We start from the raw sequence: 20,687 nt of genomic DNA on the forward strand, positions 1-20,687 counted from the left end.
CTTTTGAGAAAAAACTTTCTATTTTAAGATGGCATAAGAATTGACTAAAGATAATCAAGATTGCGCATACTATAACCTAAGCCGGTGAGGCTAAGGGAAAAAGAAAAGAAAAAGATTAAAAACACGAACTGTTAATGACAGTTTGACTTAAAATAAATTATGGCAAAAACTAAAATCACCAATTTTGACAGTTTGTCATTGCAGGAAATAGATCAGGATGCAGATCTTATTCCTTTAATGACGCCTGAAGATGAAGAGGAAATCAATAAAGAAAATCTACCCGAATCTTTACCTATACTGCCTTTACGAAATACCGTATTATTTCCGGGAGTAGTAATTCCAATCACTGCCGGGAGAGATGCTTCTATAAAGCTGATCAATCAGGCTAATAACGACAGTAAAATTATTGGGGTGGTTTCTCAAAAAGACGAGGAAGTAGAGAACCCTACTGCAAAGGATATTAACCGGGTGGGCGTAGTAGCACGAATTCTTCGGGTGCTTAAAATGCCCGACGGAAATACCACGGTTATAATTCAGGGTAAAAAACGCTTTAAAATCGAGGAAGTGGTAAGTGAAGATCCTTATCTCACCGCTACGATTACGGAAGTTCCTGAAGCCAGACCAGCTACTGATAATGAAGAGTTCTCGGCTATTATAGATTCTATAAAGGAACTTGCCCTTCAAATTATAAAGGGGAGTCCTAACATTCCCAGTGAAGCGTCTTTTGCAATAAAAAATATTGAAAGTGCTTCTTTTCTTATCAATTTTGTGTCTTCAAATATGAACCTTTCGGTAGAAGACAAACAAAAACTGCTGGAAACAAATGATCTTCGGGAGAGAGCTCTGGCAACCCTTAGATTTATGAATGTGGAGTTTCAGAAGCTGGAACTCAAGAATGATATTCAGTCGAGGGTGCAAAGTGATATGAGCCAGCAGCAGCGGGAGTATTTTCTTCACCAGCAAATGAAGACCATCCAGGAAGAACTCGGGGGGGTATCTCATGAAGATGAAATTGAAGAAATGCGGCAGCGAGCCAGGAAAAAGAAGTGGCAGGAGCCTATTCAAAAGCATTTCGAGAAGGAACTTTCTAAAATGCAAAGAATGAACCCGCAGGTAGCTGAATATTCTATTCAGCGCAATTATCTTGACCTGTTTTTGGACCTGCCCTGGAATGAATTCAGTAAAGATAAATTCGACCTGAAAAGGGCCCGAAAAATTCTTGACCGTGATCATTACGGGCTGGAAGATGTAAAGCGCAGGATCATTGAATACCTGGCTGTTTTAAAACTTCGTAACGATATGAAGTCTCCAATTCTTTGTCTCTATGGTCCTCCCGGTGTAGGAAAAACCTCTCTTGGGAAATCAGTTGCCGAGGCTCTTGGTAGAGAATATGTGAGAATCTCCCTTGGTGGGCTTAGAGATGAGGCCGAGATTAGAGGGCATCGTAAAACTTATATAGGAGCCATGCCCGGAAGAATCATTCAGAGTCTTAAGAAGGCCGGTACGAGTAACCCGGTTTTTGTACTCGATGAGATCGATAAGCTAAGCATCGGGAATGCCGGAGACCCTTCTTCGGCACTTCTGGAAGTGCTGGATCCTGAGCAAAACAGCGAATTTCATGATAATTTCCTGGAGATGGGCTTCGATCTTTCCAAGGTGATGTTTATCGCCACGGCCAATAACCTGGGTACGATCCAGCCTGCACTTCGAGACCGGATGGAGATTATAAATGTTACCGGTTACACTATTGAAGAAAAGGTGGAAATCGCGCGCCAGCATTTATTGCCAAAGCAGCTAAAAGAGCATGGAATGACCAAAGAAAATTTGAAAATTGCCAAGCCTCAGCTGGAAAAAATTGTTGAAGGTTATACCCGGGAATCCGGAGTGCGTGGCCTGGAAAAGCAAATTGCCAAGATGGTGCGTCATGCAGCTAAGAATATCGCGATGGAAGAAGACTATAATATAAAAGTCAGCAACGAGGATATAATTGAAGTCCTGGGCAGCCCTAAACTGGAACGCGATAAATATGAAAACAATGAAGTAGCCGGAGTTGTTACGGGTCTTGCCTGGACGCAGGTAGGCGGCGATATTCTGTTTATTGAATCTATTTTATCTAAGGGAAAAGGAAACCTGAATATAACAGGTAACCTTGGAAAAGTGATGAAGGAATCGGCTACCATTGCGATGGAATACATCAAAGCAAATGCTGATGAACTCGGATTGGATCCTGGTGTTTTCGAAAAATACAATGTGCATATTCACGTGCCCGAAGGAGCTACCCCAAAAGATGGTCCCAGTGCAGGAATCACTATGCTAACTTCATTGGTATCGTTGTTCACCCAACGTAAGGTGAAGAAAAGTATCGCGATGACTGGCGAGATTACCCTAAGAGGGAAAGTGCTTCCGGTGGGTGGTTTGAAGGAAAAAATTCTTGCTGCTAAAAGAGCAAAAATCAAAGAAATTATTCTTTGTAAGGAGAATGAACGCGATGTAAAGGAGATAAAAGAGGAATACCTTAAAGGCCTTACTTTTCATTTTGTGAATGAGATGAGTGAGGTAATAGACATAGCGATTACCGGACAGAAGGTGAAAAATGCCAAGAAACTTTAAAAAATTATAACCTCCGAAAGGAGGTTTTTTTATGAAAGCATATTCAGGAAAACTTTCTTATTTAATTAAATTTGTCCCCTGCATTTAAAGAGAAATTGATGAGTAAAAAGATAACTATTGCCATAGACGGATATTCCTCTACAGGAAAAAGTACCGTTGCTAAACAACTTGCCAAAGAGTTAGGATATATATATGTGGATAGCGGGGCTATGTACCGTGCAGTGACCCTGTATGCGATGCGAAAACTCTTTGTAAGCGATACAAATTTTGACAAAGAATCTATTATAAGGCATCTGGCATTTATCAATGTAAAATTCATATTTGATGATGAATTAGGCTATGGGGAAATCTATTTAAATGATGAAAATGTAGAAAAAGAAATCCGGCTGCTTGAAGTCTCACAGCAGGTAAGCAAGGTGGCTGCAATTCCTCAGGTTAGAAAAAAGTTAGTAAAACTTCAGCAGGAAATGGGCAAGGATAAGGGAGTGGTTATGGACGGCCGCGATATAGGTACCGTTGTTTTTCCTGATGCAGACCTCAAACTATTTATGACCGCTTCTACAGAAAGAAGGGCAGAGAGACGTTACAAGGAGCTCAAAGAAAGGGGAGATGACATTTCTTTTGAAGAGGTGCTGAAAAATGTAAAAGAGCGGGATTACATGGATACCACACGTGCTGACTCCCCCTTGCTGAAAGCAGATGATGCCACAGAAATTGACAATTCACTCCTGGATTTGGATCAACAGTATGAGAAGGTGCTAAAGCTGGCCAAAGATAAAATTGAAGCAGTGAGCTAAAGCTTTGATAATTAAAAAATAAGTAGTATTTTTGCACTCCTTTTTGGCAAAGGTCCGGAAGATCAAAAGGGATTAAAAATAAATTTTATAAACACTTCTGTGTTTCATTTGCTAATTTTTCCGGGAAAACACAGGATACAAATTATTAATCAGCAATGGCTGAAGAAAACAAAAAACAAGAAGTTCAGGATACTCCTGAAGTTCAGGAAGTAGCTGGGATGGACAATTCTTCACAACCTACCATCACAGAACAACAACAAAACCCTGAAAAATTCTTAGAAGATTTCAACTGGCACAATTACGAAGAGGGAATCGACCCGATTGATGATTCAAAGCTGGAAGAATTTGAGAAATTAGTTTCAGAAAATTTCGTTGACACTTTAGATGATGAAGTTGTAACCGGGACAGTAATAAATCTTACCGACCGTGATGCAATCATAGACATCAACGCCAAAAGTGAAGGTGTAATCTCTCTTAACGAATTTCGTTACAACCCAGACCTTAAGGTAGGGGATGAAGTAGAGGTATTAATTGATGTTCGTGAAGATTCTACCGGTCAATTAGTTCTTTCTCACCGTAAGGCTCGTGTGATCAAGGCCTGGGATCGTGTGAACAAAGCTCACGACGAAGGTCTTATCGTAAACGGTTTTGTAAAATGCAGAACCAAAGGTGGTATGATCGTAGATGTATTTGGAATTGAGGCGTTCTTGCCAGGTTCTCAAATAGACGTGAAGCCTATCCGTGATTACGATGCTTACGTAGGAAAAACAATGGAATTCAAAGTTGTGAAAATCAACCACGAATTCAAAAACGTTGTGGTTTCTCACAAAGCGCTTATCGAAGCCGATATCGAAGAACAGAAGAAAGAAATTATTGGTCAGCTTGAAAAAGGTCAGGTACTTGAAGGTACTGTTAAAAACATCACTTCTTACGGAGTATTTGTTGACCTTGGAGGAGTTGACGGACTTGTTCACATTACCGACCTTAGCTGGTCTCGTATCAACCATCCAAATGAGATCGTTGAGCTTGATCAAAAACTAAACGTGGTAATTCTTGACTTTGATGAAGCTAAAACAAGAATCCAACTTGGTCTTAAGCAATTAAGCAAACACCCATGGGAAGCTCTTGACGAAAACCTTAAGGTTGGAGACAAGGTAAAAGGTAAAGTAGTTGTAATCGCAGATTACGGTGCATTTATTGAAGTTGCTGATGGTGTTGAAGGTCTTATCCACGTTTCTGAAATGTCCTGGAGCACTCACTTGCGTTCAGCTCAGGACTTCGTAAATGTAGGAGATGAGGTTGAAGCTCAAATCTTAACTTTAGATCGTGAAGACCGTAAAATGTCTCTTGGAATTAAGCAATTAACTCCAGACCCATGGACAGATATTACTACTAAATATCCTGTTGGTTCTAAACACAAAGGTATTGTACGTAACTTCACCAACTTTGGTGTATTCGTAGAACTGGAAGAAGGAATTGACGGACTTATCTATATCTCTGATCTATCCTGGACTAAGAAAATCAAGCACCCATCAGAATTTACTAATGTAGGTGATGAGCTTGAAGTTGTAGTTCTTGAATTAGATGTTGAAGGACGTAAGTTAAGCCTTGGTCACAAGCAGGTTGAAGATAACCCTTGGGATAAGTACGAAACTGAATTCGCTGTTGGTACTAAACACACCGCAGAGATTGCAGAGATCGTAGATAAAGGCGCCACTATAGACTTTAATGAAGATATCACAGCATTTGTTCCAACCAGACATCTTGAAAAAGAAGACGGTAGCAAATTGACTAAAGGTGAATCTGCAGAGTTCCAGATCATTGAATTCAATAAAGAATTTAAGAGAGTGGTAGCTTCTCATATGGCTATTCACAAAGAAGAAGAGCAGCAAATCGTTAAGCAAGCCGCTAAGAAAGCAGCTGCACAAACAAAAGACAAAACCACTATTGGTGATGTTAATGCCGATCTTCAGGCTTTAAAAGATAAAATGGAAGGGAAGTAAACCCTGATATTTAATCATAAACAGAAACCTCCTTAGTTTGCTAAGGAGGTTTTTTTATAGGGTATTTTAAGAGTTCTACAGTCTTTACATTACATTAGGACTTCGTCTTTCCAGAAAAATATTATCGCGCCAAATTCCATCTCTTTGTCCTATCTTTTCCCGGTAACCCACTTCCCGGAAGCCTTCAGATTTATGTAGCGCGATACTGGCTTCATTCTCTGGGAAAATCCCGGCCTGCAAGGTCCAGATATTGTTCCTTTCGCTTTGAGCAATAATCGATTTCAGTAAAGCTCTGCCAACTCCATGCCCAAAGTACTCAGGATGTACATAGAGACTTATTTCACACACCCCTGAATATACCTGGCGCGCTGAAACAGGGGAGAGGGCTACCCACCCAATAATATTATTTTTATCTAAAGCAAGCAATCTGGAATCTGCTCTGAATTTTTTATTCCAGATAGCCCAACTAGGTGCAAGGGTTTCAAAAGTGGCCATGCCGGTATTTATTCCTGCCTGGTAAATCTCTTTAACGCTGGGGAAATCTTCTCTATGAATAGGTCTTATTCTAATTCCTGCTGAGTTAGTCATCCTAAAATTTTCAGGAAAAATAATATTTAAATCAATATTAGAATATCGTGCTTTTCAAAAAAAAAGCATAAAAAAACCGGAAAAAAATTTCCGGTTCTTTCAACATATTTGGAAGGTAATCATTAAACAGTTTCCGTAATTTTAACCTTTGCCTCCATTTTTACTTCGGTTTTTATCGACCTTGTTATCAGGCAAATCTCTTCGGCTTTGTGAAGCAATTTCATTGCTTTTTCTTCATCTTTTGCATTTTTAATAACCAGTTCCGGTTTCAATATAACCTCACTCATAATGAACTTTTTATCAATGCGTTCCATCTTTCCTACTGCCGGGCATTTTAAACTTTCAAAATCAAGTTTGGAATATTCAGCAACTGCCGTAAAAGAGGTCATAAAACAACTTACTACCGAGGCGGTGAAAAGATGTTCCGGAGACCAAATCCCTTCAATCCCTCCAGGAAATTCAGGGGGAGTTGCTATTTCTATTTCATCGTTTAATTGAGGGGATGAAATTTTCCCCTTTCGTGTTTCTGTCCATTCCAGGTCCAGATTATAATAGTGCGCTTGTGGTTCCATATTTATAGTTTTATAAGAAGAACCAAACCGGTTCTTCCCGATTATTTTTCAGTTTCAGCAGCTTGTGCCTGTGCCTGATGGTAGTTTACTTCTTCCCAGGCACCACCATTATAGCATTCAATTCCCATCTGGGAAAGCATTTGAGTGGCAATACCGCTACGGTTTCCAGTCCTACAACATAGGATGAGTGGCTGTTTCTGAGCTTTTATCTCGTCCATATGCTTATTTAATTCCTGTAGAGGAATATTTAATGAATCAGCCACATGCCCTCCTGCAAATTCGGGTCTTGTACGTACATCGATAACAGTGGCACCATCTTTAATCATTTGAGTAAAATCCATATTGTTTTTCTTTTTCGGTTTTTTCTTAAAACTGCTAAACAATAAGGCACCCATAAAAGCACCATATAAGGTGGCGTTAACGGGATCTGATGTTATTGCACATCCTCCGCTTTCACAGCCTATGGTGCTGTAATAAATAAATCCGGCAAGTGCCCCAACACCTAATCCGGCTATAATAAGTTTGTTATTGTTTAGTAACTGCATGTTCTTTTTCAGCTGCAAAAGTAAGGCGATTGCAAAGCTACCACAGTTACATTTGTTACAATAAAATCTTAGTAGAGCGGGATTACAAAATCAATTAAGAATAAAAAGTTTCCTATTTAGTTTTAATTAAAAATCAAATCCCTGGCAAGCTCCAATTCATTTTCTGATATAGTATGCGGCCGGTTTTCATAGATTTTTACACTCACATCCGCATTCATATTATTTAAAATCTCCGCCGTTCTTTTGACGCGTCCTACAGGGACGTGGGAATCGGGGTCTCCGGTACCTATAAAAACAGGCGTTTCTTCAAAATCTCCGGAATAGTTTTCAGCTTCCAGGCTTTCTCCTATCAAACCACCGGTGAAGGCAGTTATTCCGCCATATTTTCGGGCGTTTCGGGTTGCAAATTCAAGACATAGACAGGCGCCCTGTGAAAATCCCAAAAAATAAATATCCCTGGAATCGAAGCCTTTTTCCATTAGATCTTCCACAATATCCCCGAGAAGGTCCAAGGCTGAAGAGAGCCAGGGCTCATTCTCCTTTACCGGAGCCAAAAAGGAATAGGGATACCAGGTTTGATTTGTAGCCTGTGGAGCGATTAAGGCAAAATCCTCTAAAGGTAAACGGGATTTCAGTCCTAAAATATCTTCTGCCGTGGAGCCTCTCCCGTGTAAAAGGACGAGCACTTTTTTAGCTTTTTCAAGGTCTTTTCCAGCAGTGTGCAGTTCTTTCTTATGCATAATCTATTGACTTAGTTTTGGAAGTAGTCCTTCAATCTTCTCCCGTGCTGATTCATATTTTCTGGGCAATTTCAGACTGCTACCGAGGTTTTCAAGTGATTCATCGCGTGTAAAGCCCGGATTGTCGGTTGCAATTTCAAAAAGCACTCCTCCCGGTTCCCTAAAATATAGGGAATAAAAATAATCTCTATCTATTTTTCCGGTAATATTGAGACCAGCCTGAATGATCTTATTTCTAAAGAATTGCTGGGAAGCTTCATCCTTAACTCTAAAAGCAATGTGGTGATTAGTACCTGCGGCATTAATTCCCCGTTCGGAAGAGGGATCTTCTATTAGGTCTATTATTGATGCATTTTCAACAGCATTGGTAATATACCTATAACGGTTTCCTTCTTTTTCTTTTAACTTATAATCAAAAATATCGGTTAGTACTCTTGCGGTTTGAGCTTTATTTTGAAGGTTTAAAGTAACACTATGGAAGCCTTTTAATGCCACTTCTTTGGTGATCCCGTTAACCTCCCAACCTTGACGGGAATCTGGGGCGCTGGAAATAACAAGTTTCAGTTTCAGCCCATCGGGATCCTCAAAGGCTAGAAATTTCTCACCGAATTCTTCAGTAGGAGTTTCATAATTTACCTTATAATCGTCAAATCGTTTCTGCCAGAATTCCAAACTGGCCTCTGGAACAGAGTATCCAATTTCGGTAGCCATCCCGGCGCCGTTTTTTCCTTGTTTGGCACCGGGCCAGGGGAAAAATGTAAGAATGGTGCCGGGAGACCCGGTTTCATTTCCGAAGTAAAAATGATAGGTTTGAGGATCATCAAAATTCACGGTTTTCTTAACCATACGAAGACCAAGTACCTTCGTGTAGAAGTCGTAATTTTGTTGTGGATCTCCTGCAATAGCTGTGATATGATGTAAACCAAGAATTTTATTTTCCATCGCTTCAATTTATAACTTAAAGAAATAAAATTCAGGCTGAAATCGGGTTAAATTAATGGTAAAATATAGGATTTATTTCTAAGCCTCCTGAGCCTGAAGGGAGTTTATACGTCGGTAATATTTAAAAGCTTCAAACCAGATTACTGAGAGGAAACCTACAATTATGCTAAAACCTAATTGGTGAAAACTCAGTTTATCAAAATCAAAAAAGCGGGAAAAGAATGGAAAATAAATGATGATGCCGGTGATAATGACACTTACCCCAATGATAAGAGGAACCAAAATATTTCTGTACTTTAAGGTTTCCCAGGCTGAATAATAAAAGGATCGGTTTACCAAAGTGAGAAAAATATTAGCGGAAATCAAGCCGCTAAAAACCATCGTGCGGGTGGTGTTTTCATCGAAAGCATTCTCAACAGCATATTGGTAAATAAAAAGACAGCCAAGGGTAATAATCAATCCCTGAATAATACTTAGCGTTAATTCTTTTCCATTGAAGAAAGTAGTGGTAAAGGGCCGCGGTTTTTGCCGCATGCTGTTCTTTTCAGGGGGTTCATTCTCATAAATGATAGAGCAGGTAGGCCCCATTATTAACTCCAGAAAGATGATATGCACAGGGGAAAATATGGCGGGGTATTTCCAGGCTAGTGCTAAGGGGGTAAATACGGTGAGAATTATAGGAATGTGAATGGATATTATATACTGAATAGCTTTTTTAAGGTTGGTGTAAATCTTCCTTCCAATTTCTACGGCCTGCACCATTTTTGAAAGGTCGTCTTCCTGTAAAATAAGCGATGCCGCTTGTTTTGCTATGTCGCTGCCTTTTTTTCCCATAGCAATCCCGATATGAGAAGTCTTAAGCGCCGGCCCGTCGTTTACCCCATCTCCCGTCATAGCAACAATTTCTCCATTAGCCTTAAATGCTTCTATTATTCGCATTTTTGCTTCAGGGAACATTCTGGCAAATATCTCATACTCATCTAAACTTGATCTAAGTTCCGGTTCATCCATTTGCATCAGTTCTTCGCCGGTGATCACTTTCTTATGGCCATTAAATCCCACTTGCCGTGCCACAGCTGCAGTGGTTTCGGGATTATCTCCGGTGACGATCTTTACTTTTATCCCGGCGGAATAGAAATCCTGAAATACCTTCCCGATATTGGCTTTAGGAGGATCATAAAAGCCAAGTAGTCCCTTAAACCTGAATTTAAAATCCTGCTGGCGTTCAGGAAAATTATCTCCACTGAAACTGGTTTCGGCCACCCCGAGGAGGCGATAACCTTCTTTAGCCAGATGATCGATAACTTTTAGGATTTTATTTTTTTCTGCTGTCTCTATTTCTGAAACCTCCAGAATAGCTTCAGGGGCACCTTTTGCCGCTATGATTCTGTCCCTTTTTTTATTTTCAAAAATATGGGTCATCATAGGTGGTTTTCCATCCAAAGGGTATTCATGATACATTTTGAATTCGGCCCTACGGTCGGGTTTAATATGTTTCTGATAGGAATTGTGTAAGGCAACTTCCATCGCATCAAAAGGGATGGGCTCGCTAGCCCACATAGCAGTTTCCAGTAAGCCTTTTACTTCAGAAGAAGGAATAGTTTCTTTTAACTCCATCACACCATCCTGGGGCGTATAAACTTTTGCCAGGCTCATTTTATTCTGAGTGATGGTGCCGGTTTTATCGGTGCAGATTACGGTGGCGCTCCCCAGCGTTTCTACCGTCTTCATTTGTTTCACGACTATGCCTCGCTTCATCAATCTCCATGCACCCATTGCCATAAAGGTGGTGAAAGCTACAGGGATTTCTTCCGGAAGTATACTCATGGCAAGAGTGAGGGCCATTAGTAAACTTTCGAGAACATCGGTGGTCCTATGGTAATTTATAGCCCATACCAATATGAAAACCACACTCCCGGCCAGGACCATTTTTTTTACGAAATTATTTATTTGGATTTCCAGGGGCGTTTTCTCCTGGCCAAGATCTTCCAGGCTTTTGCCTATTTTCCCAAGTTGGGTTTTATTGCCAATGGCGGTTACCCTGGCAATAGCCAGACCGGTTTCCACCTGGGTGCCCATAAAAATTATATTATCTTCCGTTTCGGCAGATTTAGTAACGGCGAAAGCTTCTCCCGTAAGGATTGATTCATTAACCGAAAAATCATTCGACTGAACAATTTCAGCATCAGATGGAATACTACTACCTTCATTAATTATTATGTAATCGCCGATGACGATTTCGCTGATATTGATATCCAGGGTCTTTCCGTCACGAATTACCTGGCAGGTTGGCCGGGTAAAAGCTTTAAGTTTTTCGAGGGCACTGCGGCTGCGGGCATCCTGAAAAAGTGATATCGCAGCCACCAGTACGATTGCTGCGGAAAGAAAAATACCATCATCGTGATTGCCAGTAATAAAATAGATAAAGGCTGCCGCGAAAAGCAGTAGAATCATAGGCTCACTTAAAACCGTTTTAAGTGCATCCCAAATGGGGGTTTCTTTTTTAAAATCCAGTGTATTGCGACCATGGGTTTGGCGTGAATGCTCAACCTGCTCAGTAGTTAGTCCCTGAATATTATGTGGGGGGGAGGTCATGGTTGCAAATTCATTTTACAAATGCATATGCAGCTTTTTCGTAATATCTGAGGTTTTATTGTCGCTGTATACACCAAAAGCGTTCACCAGGACGCCTTTTACCTGATGTTTCTCTGAAGAAATGCCAAAAACGATCATTTCATCTCCGGGATCGGTATTGCCTTCAAAACGATAGATTTCGTCGATTTCAAATTCATCGGGAGAGAGTTCTATAGAGGAGTGGTTGCAAATGATGCAGTTTTTATCGGTGATTAGGGTGAAGTCGGTGGAGTAACCCCGGCGGATGAGGTCATTAATGGCTTCACTGGCGGTATCGTAGTTGCGTCGCTTGGTCATAATTACTGGTTCTGAAACTGACAATAATTTACGCCAAAACGCTGAATAAAACAAGGGCTAATATCGGGTAGTTTTTGTATTGACACTAAACCAACCGAGATTAGCCCTTAAGCATAAACTCCAGAATAAGACTGAAGTCCCTTTTATCTAATTAAGATTTGCAATAATCTTTTTCATTTTTTCCTGAACCTCCGTTGCGATACCGTGAAGTTCTTTATTTTCTGCAGCCTGCATAGAAGCGATAGGGTCTACAGCCGAAACTTCGATCTCGCCATTATCGTTTTCCTCTACTACCACATTGCAGGGTAGAAACACACCTATTTTATCCTCTTTGGTTAAAGCTTTATGCGCAAAATGAGGGTTGCAGGCGCCCAGGATCTTGTATTTTTTAAATTCAACATCAATTTTCTTTTTCAGGGTTTCTTTTACATCAATCTCTGTAAGTACCCCAAAACCTTCTTTTTTCAGCTCGGCAGTTACTTTTTCCAAAGCATCTTCAAAAGAGGTGTTTTTTAGTGTGGTATTAAAATAATAACTCATAATATCTAATTTTTATGCTTGAAAATAAGAATTATATTTCACTATCTATCCCAGCCTGGATTAAATTTTTCTTAATACTGAAGCATTGAAATTTTTTAGAAAATTCTTTTACTGATGGGGTTAATTTTTGGGCATATGGAATGTCAAAAATTCTTCTCCAAGAATCGGACTTAATTCGCCTATCAAAATAAGAAAAAAGTTTACTTTTGTGTACCAACCTTTTCTTATTGACGAATTATGAGCCAAAAAGTACTGCTTACTTCTAAAGAAATAGATATTATTTTGCATCGGCTGGCTTGTCAATTAGTAGAAAATCATACCGATTTTAAAGATTCAGTGCTTATCGGGATTCAGCCTCGTGGAGTTTATCTTGCAGAAAGAATCCTGAAAATTCTTCAGAAGGAATATAAATTGAAAGACCTAAAGTGGGGACAACTCGATATTACCTTTTATCGGGATGATTTCCGCAGAAGCGATAAGCCGCTGGAAGCCAATAAAACCAAAATAGATTTCGTAGTTGAAGATAAGCGGGTGATATTTATTGACGACGTTTTGTATACCGGCCGTAGTACAAGGGCAGCATTAACTGCTATACAGTCGTTTGGCCGCCCCAGGGAAATAGAGCTCATGAGCTTAATAGACCGTAGGTTTAGCCGACATTTGCCTATTCAACCAGATTATAGCGGGAGGCAGGTTGATGCTATTAACGAGGAAAAGGTTAAGGTGAACTGGAAAGAAAACGAAGGGGAAGATGTGGTTTATCTTATTTCGAAATAATGAAAGTAAAAGAAAGAAATAGATGAGTGAACTTAGTGTAAACCACTTATTAGGTATAAAATACCTTAAGAAGGAAGATGTTAAGCTAATATTTAAAACCGCCGACCACTTTAAAGAAGTAATCAACAGGCCCATTAAAAAAGTTCCTTCATTAAGGGATATCACAATTGCCAACCTTTTCTTTGAAAATTCAACCCGAACCCGGCTTTCTTTCGAACTGGCAGAGAAGCGTTTAAGCGCTGATGTGATCAATTTTTCAGCAGCTTCATCTTCAGTAAAAAAAGGAGAGACGCTCATCGATACCGTAAATAATATTCTTTCGATGAAGGTGGATATGGTGGTGATGCGTCATCCAAACCCCGGCGCCGGTATATTCCTTTCAAAACATGTAAAGGCCAGTATTATTAACGCAGGGGATGGGGCGCACGAGCATCCCACCCAGGCTTTACTTGATTCTTATTCCATTAGGGAGCGCTTGGGTGGTGTAGAAGGAAAAAAAGTAGTTATTGTTGGGGATATCCTGCACAGTAGGGTGGCCCTTTCCAATATCTTTGCCTTGAAATTACAGGGAGCTGAAGTTAAAGTTTGTGGTCCTAAAACCTTAATTCCCAAGCATATTGAATCTTTGGGGGTTAAGGTGGAAACCGATTTGAGAAAAGCCCTGGAATGGTGTGATGTGGCTAATATGCTAAGGGTCCAAAACGAACGAATGGAAATCAGTTATTTCCCGAGTACCAGAGAATACACCCAGCAGTTTGGCCTGAATAAGAAGATGCTCGACAGTCTGAATAAAGAAATCGTCATTATGCACCCAGGCCCTATTAATCGTGGAGTTGAAATTACCAGCGACGTAGCCGATTCGGATAATGCTATTATCCTGGATCAGGTTCAAAATGGAGTGGCTGTGAGAATGGCTGTTATTTATTTACTCGCCTCTAAGATCAAACAGTAAAGCATTTTTATTAACTTTAAGGAAAAGAAACCTGAATTATTTACATAAATCCAGGTCGTTTTAATTGTTAAGCCATGAAGATAAAGAAAGAAGATAATCTTATTTTAATTAAGGCCCGGCAGGATTCTGTGGTCGAATTTGCCTCAGACCTCACCAAAAGACATGATGAATTTAGAAATGACAATCTTATTCTCGATATTTCTTCTTATGATAATTTGCAATTGGAGGAATTGCTGAGTTTTCTTGAGCTTTCCAATGTGCATAAAGAAGATAAAAAGTCGTTTGTAATCATAAACAATGCTATTCCTATTGAAAAAATCCCGGATGAGTTGTGTGTGGTTCCTTCTCTTCAGGAAGCCAAAGATGTGATACAAATGGACGAGATCCAGCGGGAACTGGGTTTTTAAAGAGCTTTGAATGAAACTTACCATTCTAGGTTGTTATGCGGCTACTCCCCGAAGTTTTACTAATCCCAGCTCTCAGGTTCTAGAGCTAGGAAATCATCTTTTTCTTATTGACTGTGGCGAAGGTACCCAGGTACAGTTAAGAAAGAATAAGGTGAAATTCTCCAAAATAAACCACATTTTTATTTCTCATCTTCATGGAGATCATTTTTATGGCCTGGTTGGGCTTATTTCTACATTTATGCTTCTAAAACGCCAGAATGAGCTTCATGTTTACGGTCCAAAAGGGGTAAAGGAAATAATCCTGTTACAACTAAAACTTTCAAAATCCTGGACAAATTATCCTTTATATTTTCATGAACTCACTAAAAATACCCCTGAAGTTATTTTTGATGATGAGCGGGTGAGTGTAGAAACCATTCCGCTTAAACACCGGGTCTATACTAACGGGTTTCTTTTTAGAGAAAAGCCCGGAGATAGAAAACTTCTCATTGATAAGGCAAAAAACTATAAAATTGATGTAGCCTTATATAAGAGTTTAAAAAAGGGAAAAGATGTTATTGCTGAAGATGGAAAATTAATATCCAATGCTTTAGTCACTGCCGATCCGCCTGAACCCAAAAGTTATGCATATTGTAGTGATACAATGTATCATCCCGGGATCACTTCTCAAATCAAAGGGGTAACAGCGTTGTATCACGAAACCACTTTCCTTGAGTCGGAAGCTCATCTGGCCGAACCTACTCAACACAGTACAGCCAAGCAGGCCGCAAAGATAGCCCTGGAGGCAGGGGTGGGCAAACTTATTCTGGGGCATTATTCTACGCGATATGATTCTATTGACTTATTTAAAAAAGAAGCCGAAAGTATTTTTCCTGCCACTGAACTTGCCGATGATGGGCTGGAGATTCTTTTTGATTAAATTAACTGAGCTAATTTCCTACAAATCAAATATTAATGCATAATTCAGAATGAGTATGTAGGATTAATCCTATATTTATTGTTAAATAAATCTTAAAATCGATGAAATGCATTTGTTAAAATGCTTTTTGTCGATTAAATCTGTACTTTTATCTTTCCTCAAGTCTAATATGTTAACCTATGAGAAAAAGTACAACAAGATTTATTTTGCTGGCATTCAGCGCGTTGGTGCTGGTTTCCTGTGCAAAAGACAGTGTTGACGAGGAGATAAACTCCATCGATCATATTGCAAAAACATCGGTGAACTACACGTATACCGATATTGAAAAAGATATCCTCTCTGCAATAAACGATTACCGAATGGAAAAAGGTTTCAAAGAACTAAGTCCACTTGGGGAAATTTCCCTGGAAGCAGAGGACCATAATTATTATATGGTAGAAAACGGAAAAGTTAGCCATGATAATTTTGGAGCGCGATATACCACGCTGGTTAACAGTATAGGAGCAAAAGCCGTAAGTGAAAATGTGGCCTATGGTTACCATACTGCTGATGCCGTAGTTAAGGCCTGGATAAAAAGCGATGGCCACCGTGAAAATATTGAATCTAATTTTACCCACTTTGGGGTTTCTGTAGTAGAAGATGCCGAAGGCAGAAATTACTTCACCAATATATTTGTTAGAAGGTAGTAGCTTGTTTTCATTATTAATAAAAAGGTTCAGCCATTATAGCTGAACCTTTTTGGCTGGGGCAGGGTAGAATTTACTTCATTTTAACGACCTTAAACATCGAGCGCCTGTTAAGTTGATGTTCTTCTCTTGTACAACGCTCGCAATCTATGGCCGGTTCCCTTTCCCCAAAGCCTTTAGCTGCATAAATACTACTTTCGTCTATACCATTGTCAATAAGGTATTGTTTTGTTGATTGGGCTCTTCTCTCAGCCAATCTCTCATTATATTGCTCGCTTCCGCGGAAATCGGTGTGAGCTCCAATTTCGATTACCAGGTCAGGATATTTGTTCTTCATCAGTTCAACCAGTTTATCGAGTTCCTGTGCGGCATCTTTTCTAATGTTGCTCTTATCAAAATCAAAATAGATATTATCGATCTCAGCAAGATATTCCACATCTTTAACCGGCTGCAGGCTTATATTGTATTCCATTTCTTCTAATTCATCACTGTTTCGGGTATCTATAGTAGTGGCGAATTCTTCATATTCAATCTGTTTAGCCTCCAGGGGTAACTCCTTGTTGCGTTGAACCTCAGATTCATAATTTCCTTCTTCGTCTGTTTCAAGAAATGCCAGCTGATTCTGATCTTCATCAAAGATCCTTATTGTGGCGCTTTCTATAGGTTCACCATTAATAGCATCGGTCACCTTACCCTTTAATACAAGTGGGTTGAGTTGGTTGAAGCCATAGACATTATCATTTCCTGCCCGGTTTGAAGAAATAAATCCGGTGTTTTCTCCCGAAGATTTAAAAAAGGCAAAATCATCCAGGTTTGAATTTATAGGTTCTCCCAGATTCTCCACTCTGGAATTGTTATCATTAAGATCTACCCTGAAGATATCAAAAAGCCCTAGCCCTCCATGACCGTTGGAAGAGAAAAACAGCATTCCGTCTTCATCAATAAAGGGAAAGCTTTCATCTTGCTCGGTGTTTATATTCTGGCCAAGATTCTCGGGTTCTCCAAAAGATTCGCCATTAATCTCCATTTTATAAATATCGGTGCCTCCAAAGCCGCCAGGCATATCTGAGGTGAAATAAAGCGTGTTTCCATCTGGTGATAGGGCAGGGTGCCCCACCGAATATTCATTATTATTGATAGAAAGCTCTTTTACATTCCCCCAGGAATTCCCGCTTAAGGTTGCCTTATAAATCTTTAAATGATTAGTAGCGTTCTTATCGCGTTTGCCTTCACGATGATTGAAGTAATTATTTCTGGTAAAATACATGGTACTGCCATCTGGCGAAATTACTGCCGGACCGTCGTGAAGCTTTGTGTTAACATCGCCCGTAACAGCAGAAACTTCGTTGGTTTCAGAATTTACTTCATAGATATCCAGAAATGGTTCCCCGGTCCAGGAGTAAACCCGTTTCTTCACCGGGACTCCTTCAGCACGGGCAGAAACAAGATACATTTTTCCGCCTCTTTCAAACACCCCAAAGTCACTGAATTCAGAATTAAATTCTGCCTCTTCCAAAGTGTAGGTGGTATTAGTACCGTATTTATCCTCTTCCAGCATATTTTGGGCCGCACGGGATTTACCATTACTGGCCAGGTATTTTTCCACCCATTCCCGGGACTCATCATATCGCTTAACGCCTCGTAGGGCCTGGGCATATTTGTAATAATATTCAGGAGAAATATCAGGTTCGTTTATAATGTCTTCATAATAAAAGACTGCATTTTCCGGGCTTCGCAGCTGCATATAAGTATTGGCAAGCTTTTGCTTATTTTCTACGGAATTATATTCGTTTTCAATAAGTTCTTTATACACTTCAGCGGCCTCGAAATAAGCGAGGTCATTATACAGTCTGTCTGCTTTCTTCTGTTTTCCCTGTTGTGCCTGTAGACTGAACCCGGCAAGAAGAGAAATCAATATCAGATAGTAATTTGTTTTCATAATAAGCAGCTTTTATATTAGAAAAATCGCGGAGATTTATAACGTGTGTTTTTAAATCTGAATTCATAGATCAGCAGGACCTCATGAGAACCAGAGGTATAAGGTCTTATGTCTGAAATTGAATGTTCATAGGCATAACCCGCTCTGAAACCGTCAAAGATCTCCACGTCAAGAAAAGCACCCAGGGCATCGTCTATCCTGTAAGTTCCTCCGAGGTAGAATTTTTCATTAAAGATGAAGGTACTCGAGATATCTACTGAAAGAGGAGCTCCTGAGGTCAATTTCACTAAACCTGTAGGTCTTAGTTTTACGTTGTCACTCAAATCAAAAACATACCCCCCGGTGAAGTAATAATGCACCTGTTCCATAGCCAGAAACTCATTATACTTGTGATTATTATTATTGATAAGTTTCGGCGCTGAAGCACCTATATACCAGTCCTGGGCAGAAAGATAAAAGCCAATTCCGAAGTTAGGTGTCCATTTATTGAATTTGTCCTGAAAGAATGGATCATCCATAACATTGGGCTCGGTAAACAGGTCTTTGTCCAGGTTATAATAACTAAACCCTCCTTTTAGTCCCAGGTTAAGGGAAACATCGGCGCTTAGGTCTAGGCGATAAGAAAAGTCACTGTATAAATAAGTGTAGTTTTCGTATCCGGCTTTGTCATTGATAACCGAAAGGCCCAACCCCACCTTATCATTTCTCAAAGGAGAGTGAATGGATAAGGTTTGGGTGTTTGGCGCTCCGTTTATTCCCGCCCATTGGTTTCGGTTTAAGGCGGTAACTGAAAAACCGTCCCTGCTCCCTGCATATGCAGGGTTTATAGATATGGTGTTATACATATACTGAGTAAATTGAGGGAGCTGTTGCGCAGTTGCGGGCACGGCAACAAACAGTATCAATATGATTAGATATACTTTTTTCATGATTTCCCTTTTTTATTTTGTTCCTAGATAAATATAACCTTGAATGGGTTCGAATCCGCTATTTCTGATTTTCAGAATATAGTAGTAGGTTCCTGATGGCAGCTGGTTTGAACCGGTAGCCGATTTATTAGACTGGCCATCCCAGTTGTTCTGGTAATTATCAGATTCAAAGATCTTGGCACCCCAACGGTTAAAGATCATCACATCATAAGTGAACCCACATTCATCGGCAAAATCGATCTCGAAATAATCGTTTTTGTTATCACTCGTGCTACCATTTCTAGGAGTCACTGCTTTTGAAATACTTGATCTTATATCTTCGAGTCCACAAGGCAATACCACACAGTCGTCGTTTATGTTTACAGTCACAGTGGCGCTCACCGGACAGGCAGAATCCTCAACCCGATATTCAAAATTATAATCACCTACGCTAAGCATTGATGGATCGATGAAATCTCCTTCCAGGGCGCCGGTATTATCAATATCTACCCATTCTCCATTTGTATCATAATCACCCTGGAGTAATTCAAATAGATCGAACATAGAATCCTCGGTACACAAACTAATACTGCTTGTTTGGATTTCTTCGGCTACAGGCGGTTCTAAAACTACAATGCTTGCTTCGGAAACCTGATCATATTGATCTTTTGCGGTTACCTCATAAGTTCCCGGTTCCAGGTCGTTAAATTCTCCTGAAGCCTGATAGTTTTCACCATCAATACTGTAGGTTAGACCTTCTTCAGTGTCGATTAAAATGGTTCCCAGCGGAAGGATACAATCCGGCTGAATTACTTCAACAATCGGAGCATCCGGAGCTTCGGGAAGTTCTTCTTCCTCAACAATTACTTCGAAGGAACAGCTTGTAGTGTTACCGGCCTCATCGGTAGCAGTCCAGGTCACGATTGTGGTTCCCACAGGGAATTCTTCCCCTGAAGCCAATCCTTCTTCCAAACTCAATTCCACCTCGGAACAATTATCACTTGCTAAAGGAGCTTCGTAGTTTACAACCGTACCCGTTAAACCTGTTTCTATCGTTAAGAAAATATCCTCAGGACAGGTAATTACCGGTGCCTGATTATCATTTACAGTAATAGTGAAGCTGGTACTGCTGGAGTTTCCTGTAGCATCAGTAGCGGTATAAGTCAGGCTTGTAGTTCCCACAGGAAATTCACTTCCAGGCTCCATACCTTCAGTCAATTGAACACTTACCTCACCACAATTATCGCTAGCTTCCGGAATTTCGAAATTCACAAGTGCACTGCAGCTATCCGCATCGGTAGTTACTGTAATATTCTCCTGTTCGGCAATTACCGGCGCCTCGTTATCTTCAACTGTTACGGTTTGCGTACAGGTGGTTTCGTTTCCAGCCTCATCGGTAACGGTCCAGGTTACAATGGTATCTCCCAGTTCGAAAACCTCGGGAGCATCGTTGTTTATACTTAATTCAGCATCACAATTATCAGATGCCACAGGCATTCCTAACTCAACCTCAGAAGCAGAACACATTGCTGTATCAGCTGAAACTGTAAGATCAGAAGGACATTCGGTAATTACCGGTGCTTCGTTGTCTTCAACAGTTACTGTTTGTGTACAGGTGGTTTCGTTTCCTGCCTCATCGGTAACGGTCCAGGTCACGATGGTTTCTCCCAGTTCGAAAACCTCGGGAGCATCGTTGGTGATAGATACTTCTGAATCACAATTATCATTTGTCACCGGCATTCCCAGCTGAACTTCAGAAGCAGAACACATTGCTGTATCAGCTGAAACTGTAAGATCAGAAGGACATTCGGTGATTACCGGTGCCTGGTTA

The 20,687-nt window shown here is 40.2% G+C and carries 19 protein-coding genes; 8 read left to right on the forward strand and 11 right to left on the reverse strand.

All coding sequences use genetic code 11. The annotated features are described in order from the left end of the window. Positions 1-159 precede the first annotated feature (159 nt). The 3 genes from lon (at position 160) to rpsA (ending at position 5,410) form a co-directional block, all read left to right on the forward strand. Positions 160-2,610, forward strand: a complete 2,451-nt coding sequence (lon, locus tag BUW93_RS13290) for an endopeptidase La (protein WP_081212224.1) — start codon at positions 160-162, stop codon at positions 2,608-2,610. A gap of 98 nt (positions 2,611-2,708) precedes the next feature. Then, positions 2,709-3,407 (forward strand): (d)CMP kinase, encoded by a 699-nt coding sequence (cmk, locus tag BUW93_RS13295; RefSeq protein WP_081212225.1) that lies wholly within the window; start codon positions 2,709-2,711, stop codon positions 3,405-3,407. 155 nt (positions 3,408-3,562) lie between these two features. After that, entirely contained in the window at positions 3,563-5,410 is a 1,848-nt protein-coding gene (gene rpsA / locus BUW93_RS13300; protein WP_081212226.1) for a 30S ribosomal protein S1, read from the forward strand. Between the two features lie 84 nt (positions 5,411-5,494). Here rpsA and BUW93_RS13305 read toward each other — a convergent pair whose 3' ends face one another. The 8 genes from BUW93_RS13305 to BUW93_RS13340 form a co-directional block, all read right to left on the reverse strand. Continuing rightward, on the reverse strand, positions 5,495-5,998 hold the full coding sequence (locus BUW93_RS13305) for a GNAT family N-acetyltransferase (RefSeq protein ID WP_081212227.1): 504 nt from the start codon (positions 5,996-5,998) through the stop codon (positions 5,495-5,497). Between the two features lie 122 nt (positions 5,999-6,120). After that, positions 6,121-6,570 (reverse strand): OsmC family protein, encoded by a 450-nt coding sequence (locus tag BUW93_RS13310; RefSeq protein ID WP_081212228.1) that lies wholly within the window; start codon positions 6,568-6,570, stop codon positions 6,121-6,123. Positions 6,571-6,611: 41 nt separating this feature from the next. Next, on the reverse strand, positions 6,612-7,115 hold the full coding sequence (locus BUW93_RS15110) for a rhodanese-like domain-containing protein (protein ID WP_081212229.1): 504 nt from the start codon (positions 7,113-7,115) through the stop codon (positions 6,612-6,614). Between the two features lie 122 nt (positions 7,116-7,237). After that, positions 7,238-7,855 (reverse strand): alpha/beta hydrolase, encoded by a 618-nt coding sequence (locus BUW93_RS13320; RefSeq protein ID WP_081212230.1) that lies wholly within the window; start codon positions 7,853-7,855, stop codon positions 7,238-7,240. Between the two features lie 3 nt (positions 7,856-7,858). Beyond that, a complete protein-coding gene (locus BUW93_RS13325) occupies positions 7,859-8,797 on the reverse strand; it encodes a ring-cleaving dioxygenase (RefSeq protein WP_081212231.1) in 939 nt (312 codons plus the stop codon). A gap of 78 nt (positions 8,798-8,875) precedes the next feature. Continuing rightward, entirely contained in the window at positions 8,876-11,392 is a 2,517-nt protein-coding gene (locus BUW93_RS13330) for a cation-translocating P-type ATPase (protein ID WP_081212232.1), read from the reverse strand. Between the two features lie 15 nt (positions 11,393-11,407). Next, positions 11,408-11,728, reverse strand: a complete 321-nt coding sequence (locus BUW93_RS13335) for a phosphoribosylpyrophosphate synthetase (RefSeq protein ID WP_081212233.1) — start codon at positions 11,726-11,728, stop codon at positions 11,408-11,410. A gap of 147 nt (positions 11,729-11,875) precedes the next feature. Continuing rightward, positions 11,876-12,268: a DUF302 domain-containing protein gene (locus BUW93_RS13340; protein ID WP_081212234.1), complete on the reverse strand. Its 393-nt coding sequence runs from the start codon at positions 12,266-12,268 to the stop codon at positions 11,876-11,878. Positions 12,269-12,505: 237 nt separating this feature from the next. On the opposite strand from BUW93_RS13340, the gene pyrR reads away from it, so the two are divergent. The 5 genes from pyrR (at position 12,506) to BUW93_RS13370 (ending at position 16,009) form a co-directional block, all read left to right on the forward strand. Beyond that, positions 12,506-13,045, forward strand: coding sequence for a bifunctional pyr operon transcriptional regulator/uracil phosphoribosyltransferase PyrR (gene pyrR / locus BUW93_RS13350; RefSeq protein WP_081212236.1), 540 nt, complete (start codon positions 12,506-12,508; stop codon positions 13,043-13,045). A 22-nt stretch (positions 13,046-13,067) separates the two neighbouring features. Further along, the gene (locus BUW93_RS13355) at positions 13,068-13,997 is read left to right on the forward strand and encodes an aspartate carbamoyltransferase catalytic subunit (protein WP_081212237.1); all 930 of its coding nucleotides are present in this window, start codon (positions 13,068-13,070) and stop codon (positions 13,995-13,997) included. A 74-nt stretch (positions 13,998-14,071) separates the two neighbouring features. Further along, positions 14,072-14,404, forward strand: a complete 333-nt coding sequence (locus BUW93_RS13360; protein ID WP_081212238.1) for a ribonuclease Z — start codon at positions 14,072-14,074, stop codon at positions 14,402-14,404. A gap of 10 nt (positions 14,405-14,414) precedes the next feature. Beyond that, complete coding sequence (locus tag BUW93_RS13365) at positions 14,415-15,323, forward strand: ribonuclease Z (RefSeq protein WP_081212239.1); 909 nt, start codon at positions 14,415-14,417, stop codon at positions 15,321-15,323. 179 nt (positions 15,324-15,502) lie between these two features. Next, positions 15,503-16,009 (forward strand): CAP domain-containing protein, encoded by a 507-nt coding sequence (locus BUW93_RS13370; RefSeq protein WP_081212240.1) that lies wholly within the window; start codon positions 15,503-15,505, stop codon positions 16,007-16,009. Between the two features lie 73 nt (positions 16,010-16,082). Here the strand turns inward: BUW93_RS13370 and BUW93_RS13375 are convergent, their stop codons facing one another. From BUW93_RS13375 to BUW93_RS13385, 3 genes are all read right to left on the reverse strand, one after another. Further along, positions 16,083-17,948 (reverse strand): OmpA family protein, encoded by a 1,866-nt coding sequence (locus BUW93_RS13375; protein WP_081212241.1) that lies wholly within the window; start codon positions 17,946-17,948, stop codon positions 16,083-16,085. Positions 17,949-17,965: 17 nt separating this feature from the next. After that, entirely contained in the window at positions 17,966-18,877 is a 912-nt protein-coding gene (locus tag BUW93_RS13380) for a PorP/SprF family type IX secretion system membrane protein (protein WP_081212242.1), read from the reverse strand. 12 nt (positions 18,878-18,889) lie between these two features. Then, positions 18,890-20,687 (reverse strand): HYR domain-containing protein (locus BUW93_RS13385; RefSeq protein ID WP_157893331.1); only part of this gene is annotated, 1,798 nt, incomplete at its 5' end.

The sequence above is a fragment of the Salegentibacter sediminis genome (genome assembly GCF_002078605.1).
GTDB classification, from domain to species: Bacteria; Bacteroidota; Bacteroidia; order Flavobacteriales; family Flavobacteriaceae; genus Salegentibacter; species Salegentibacter sediminis.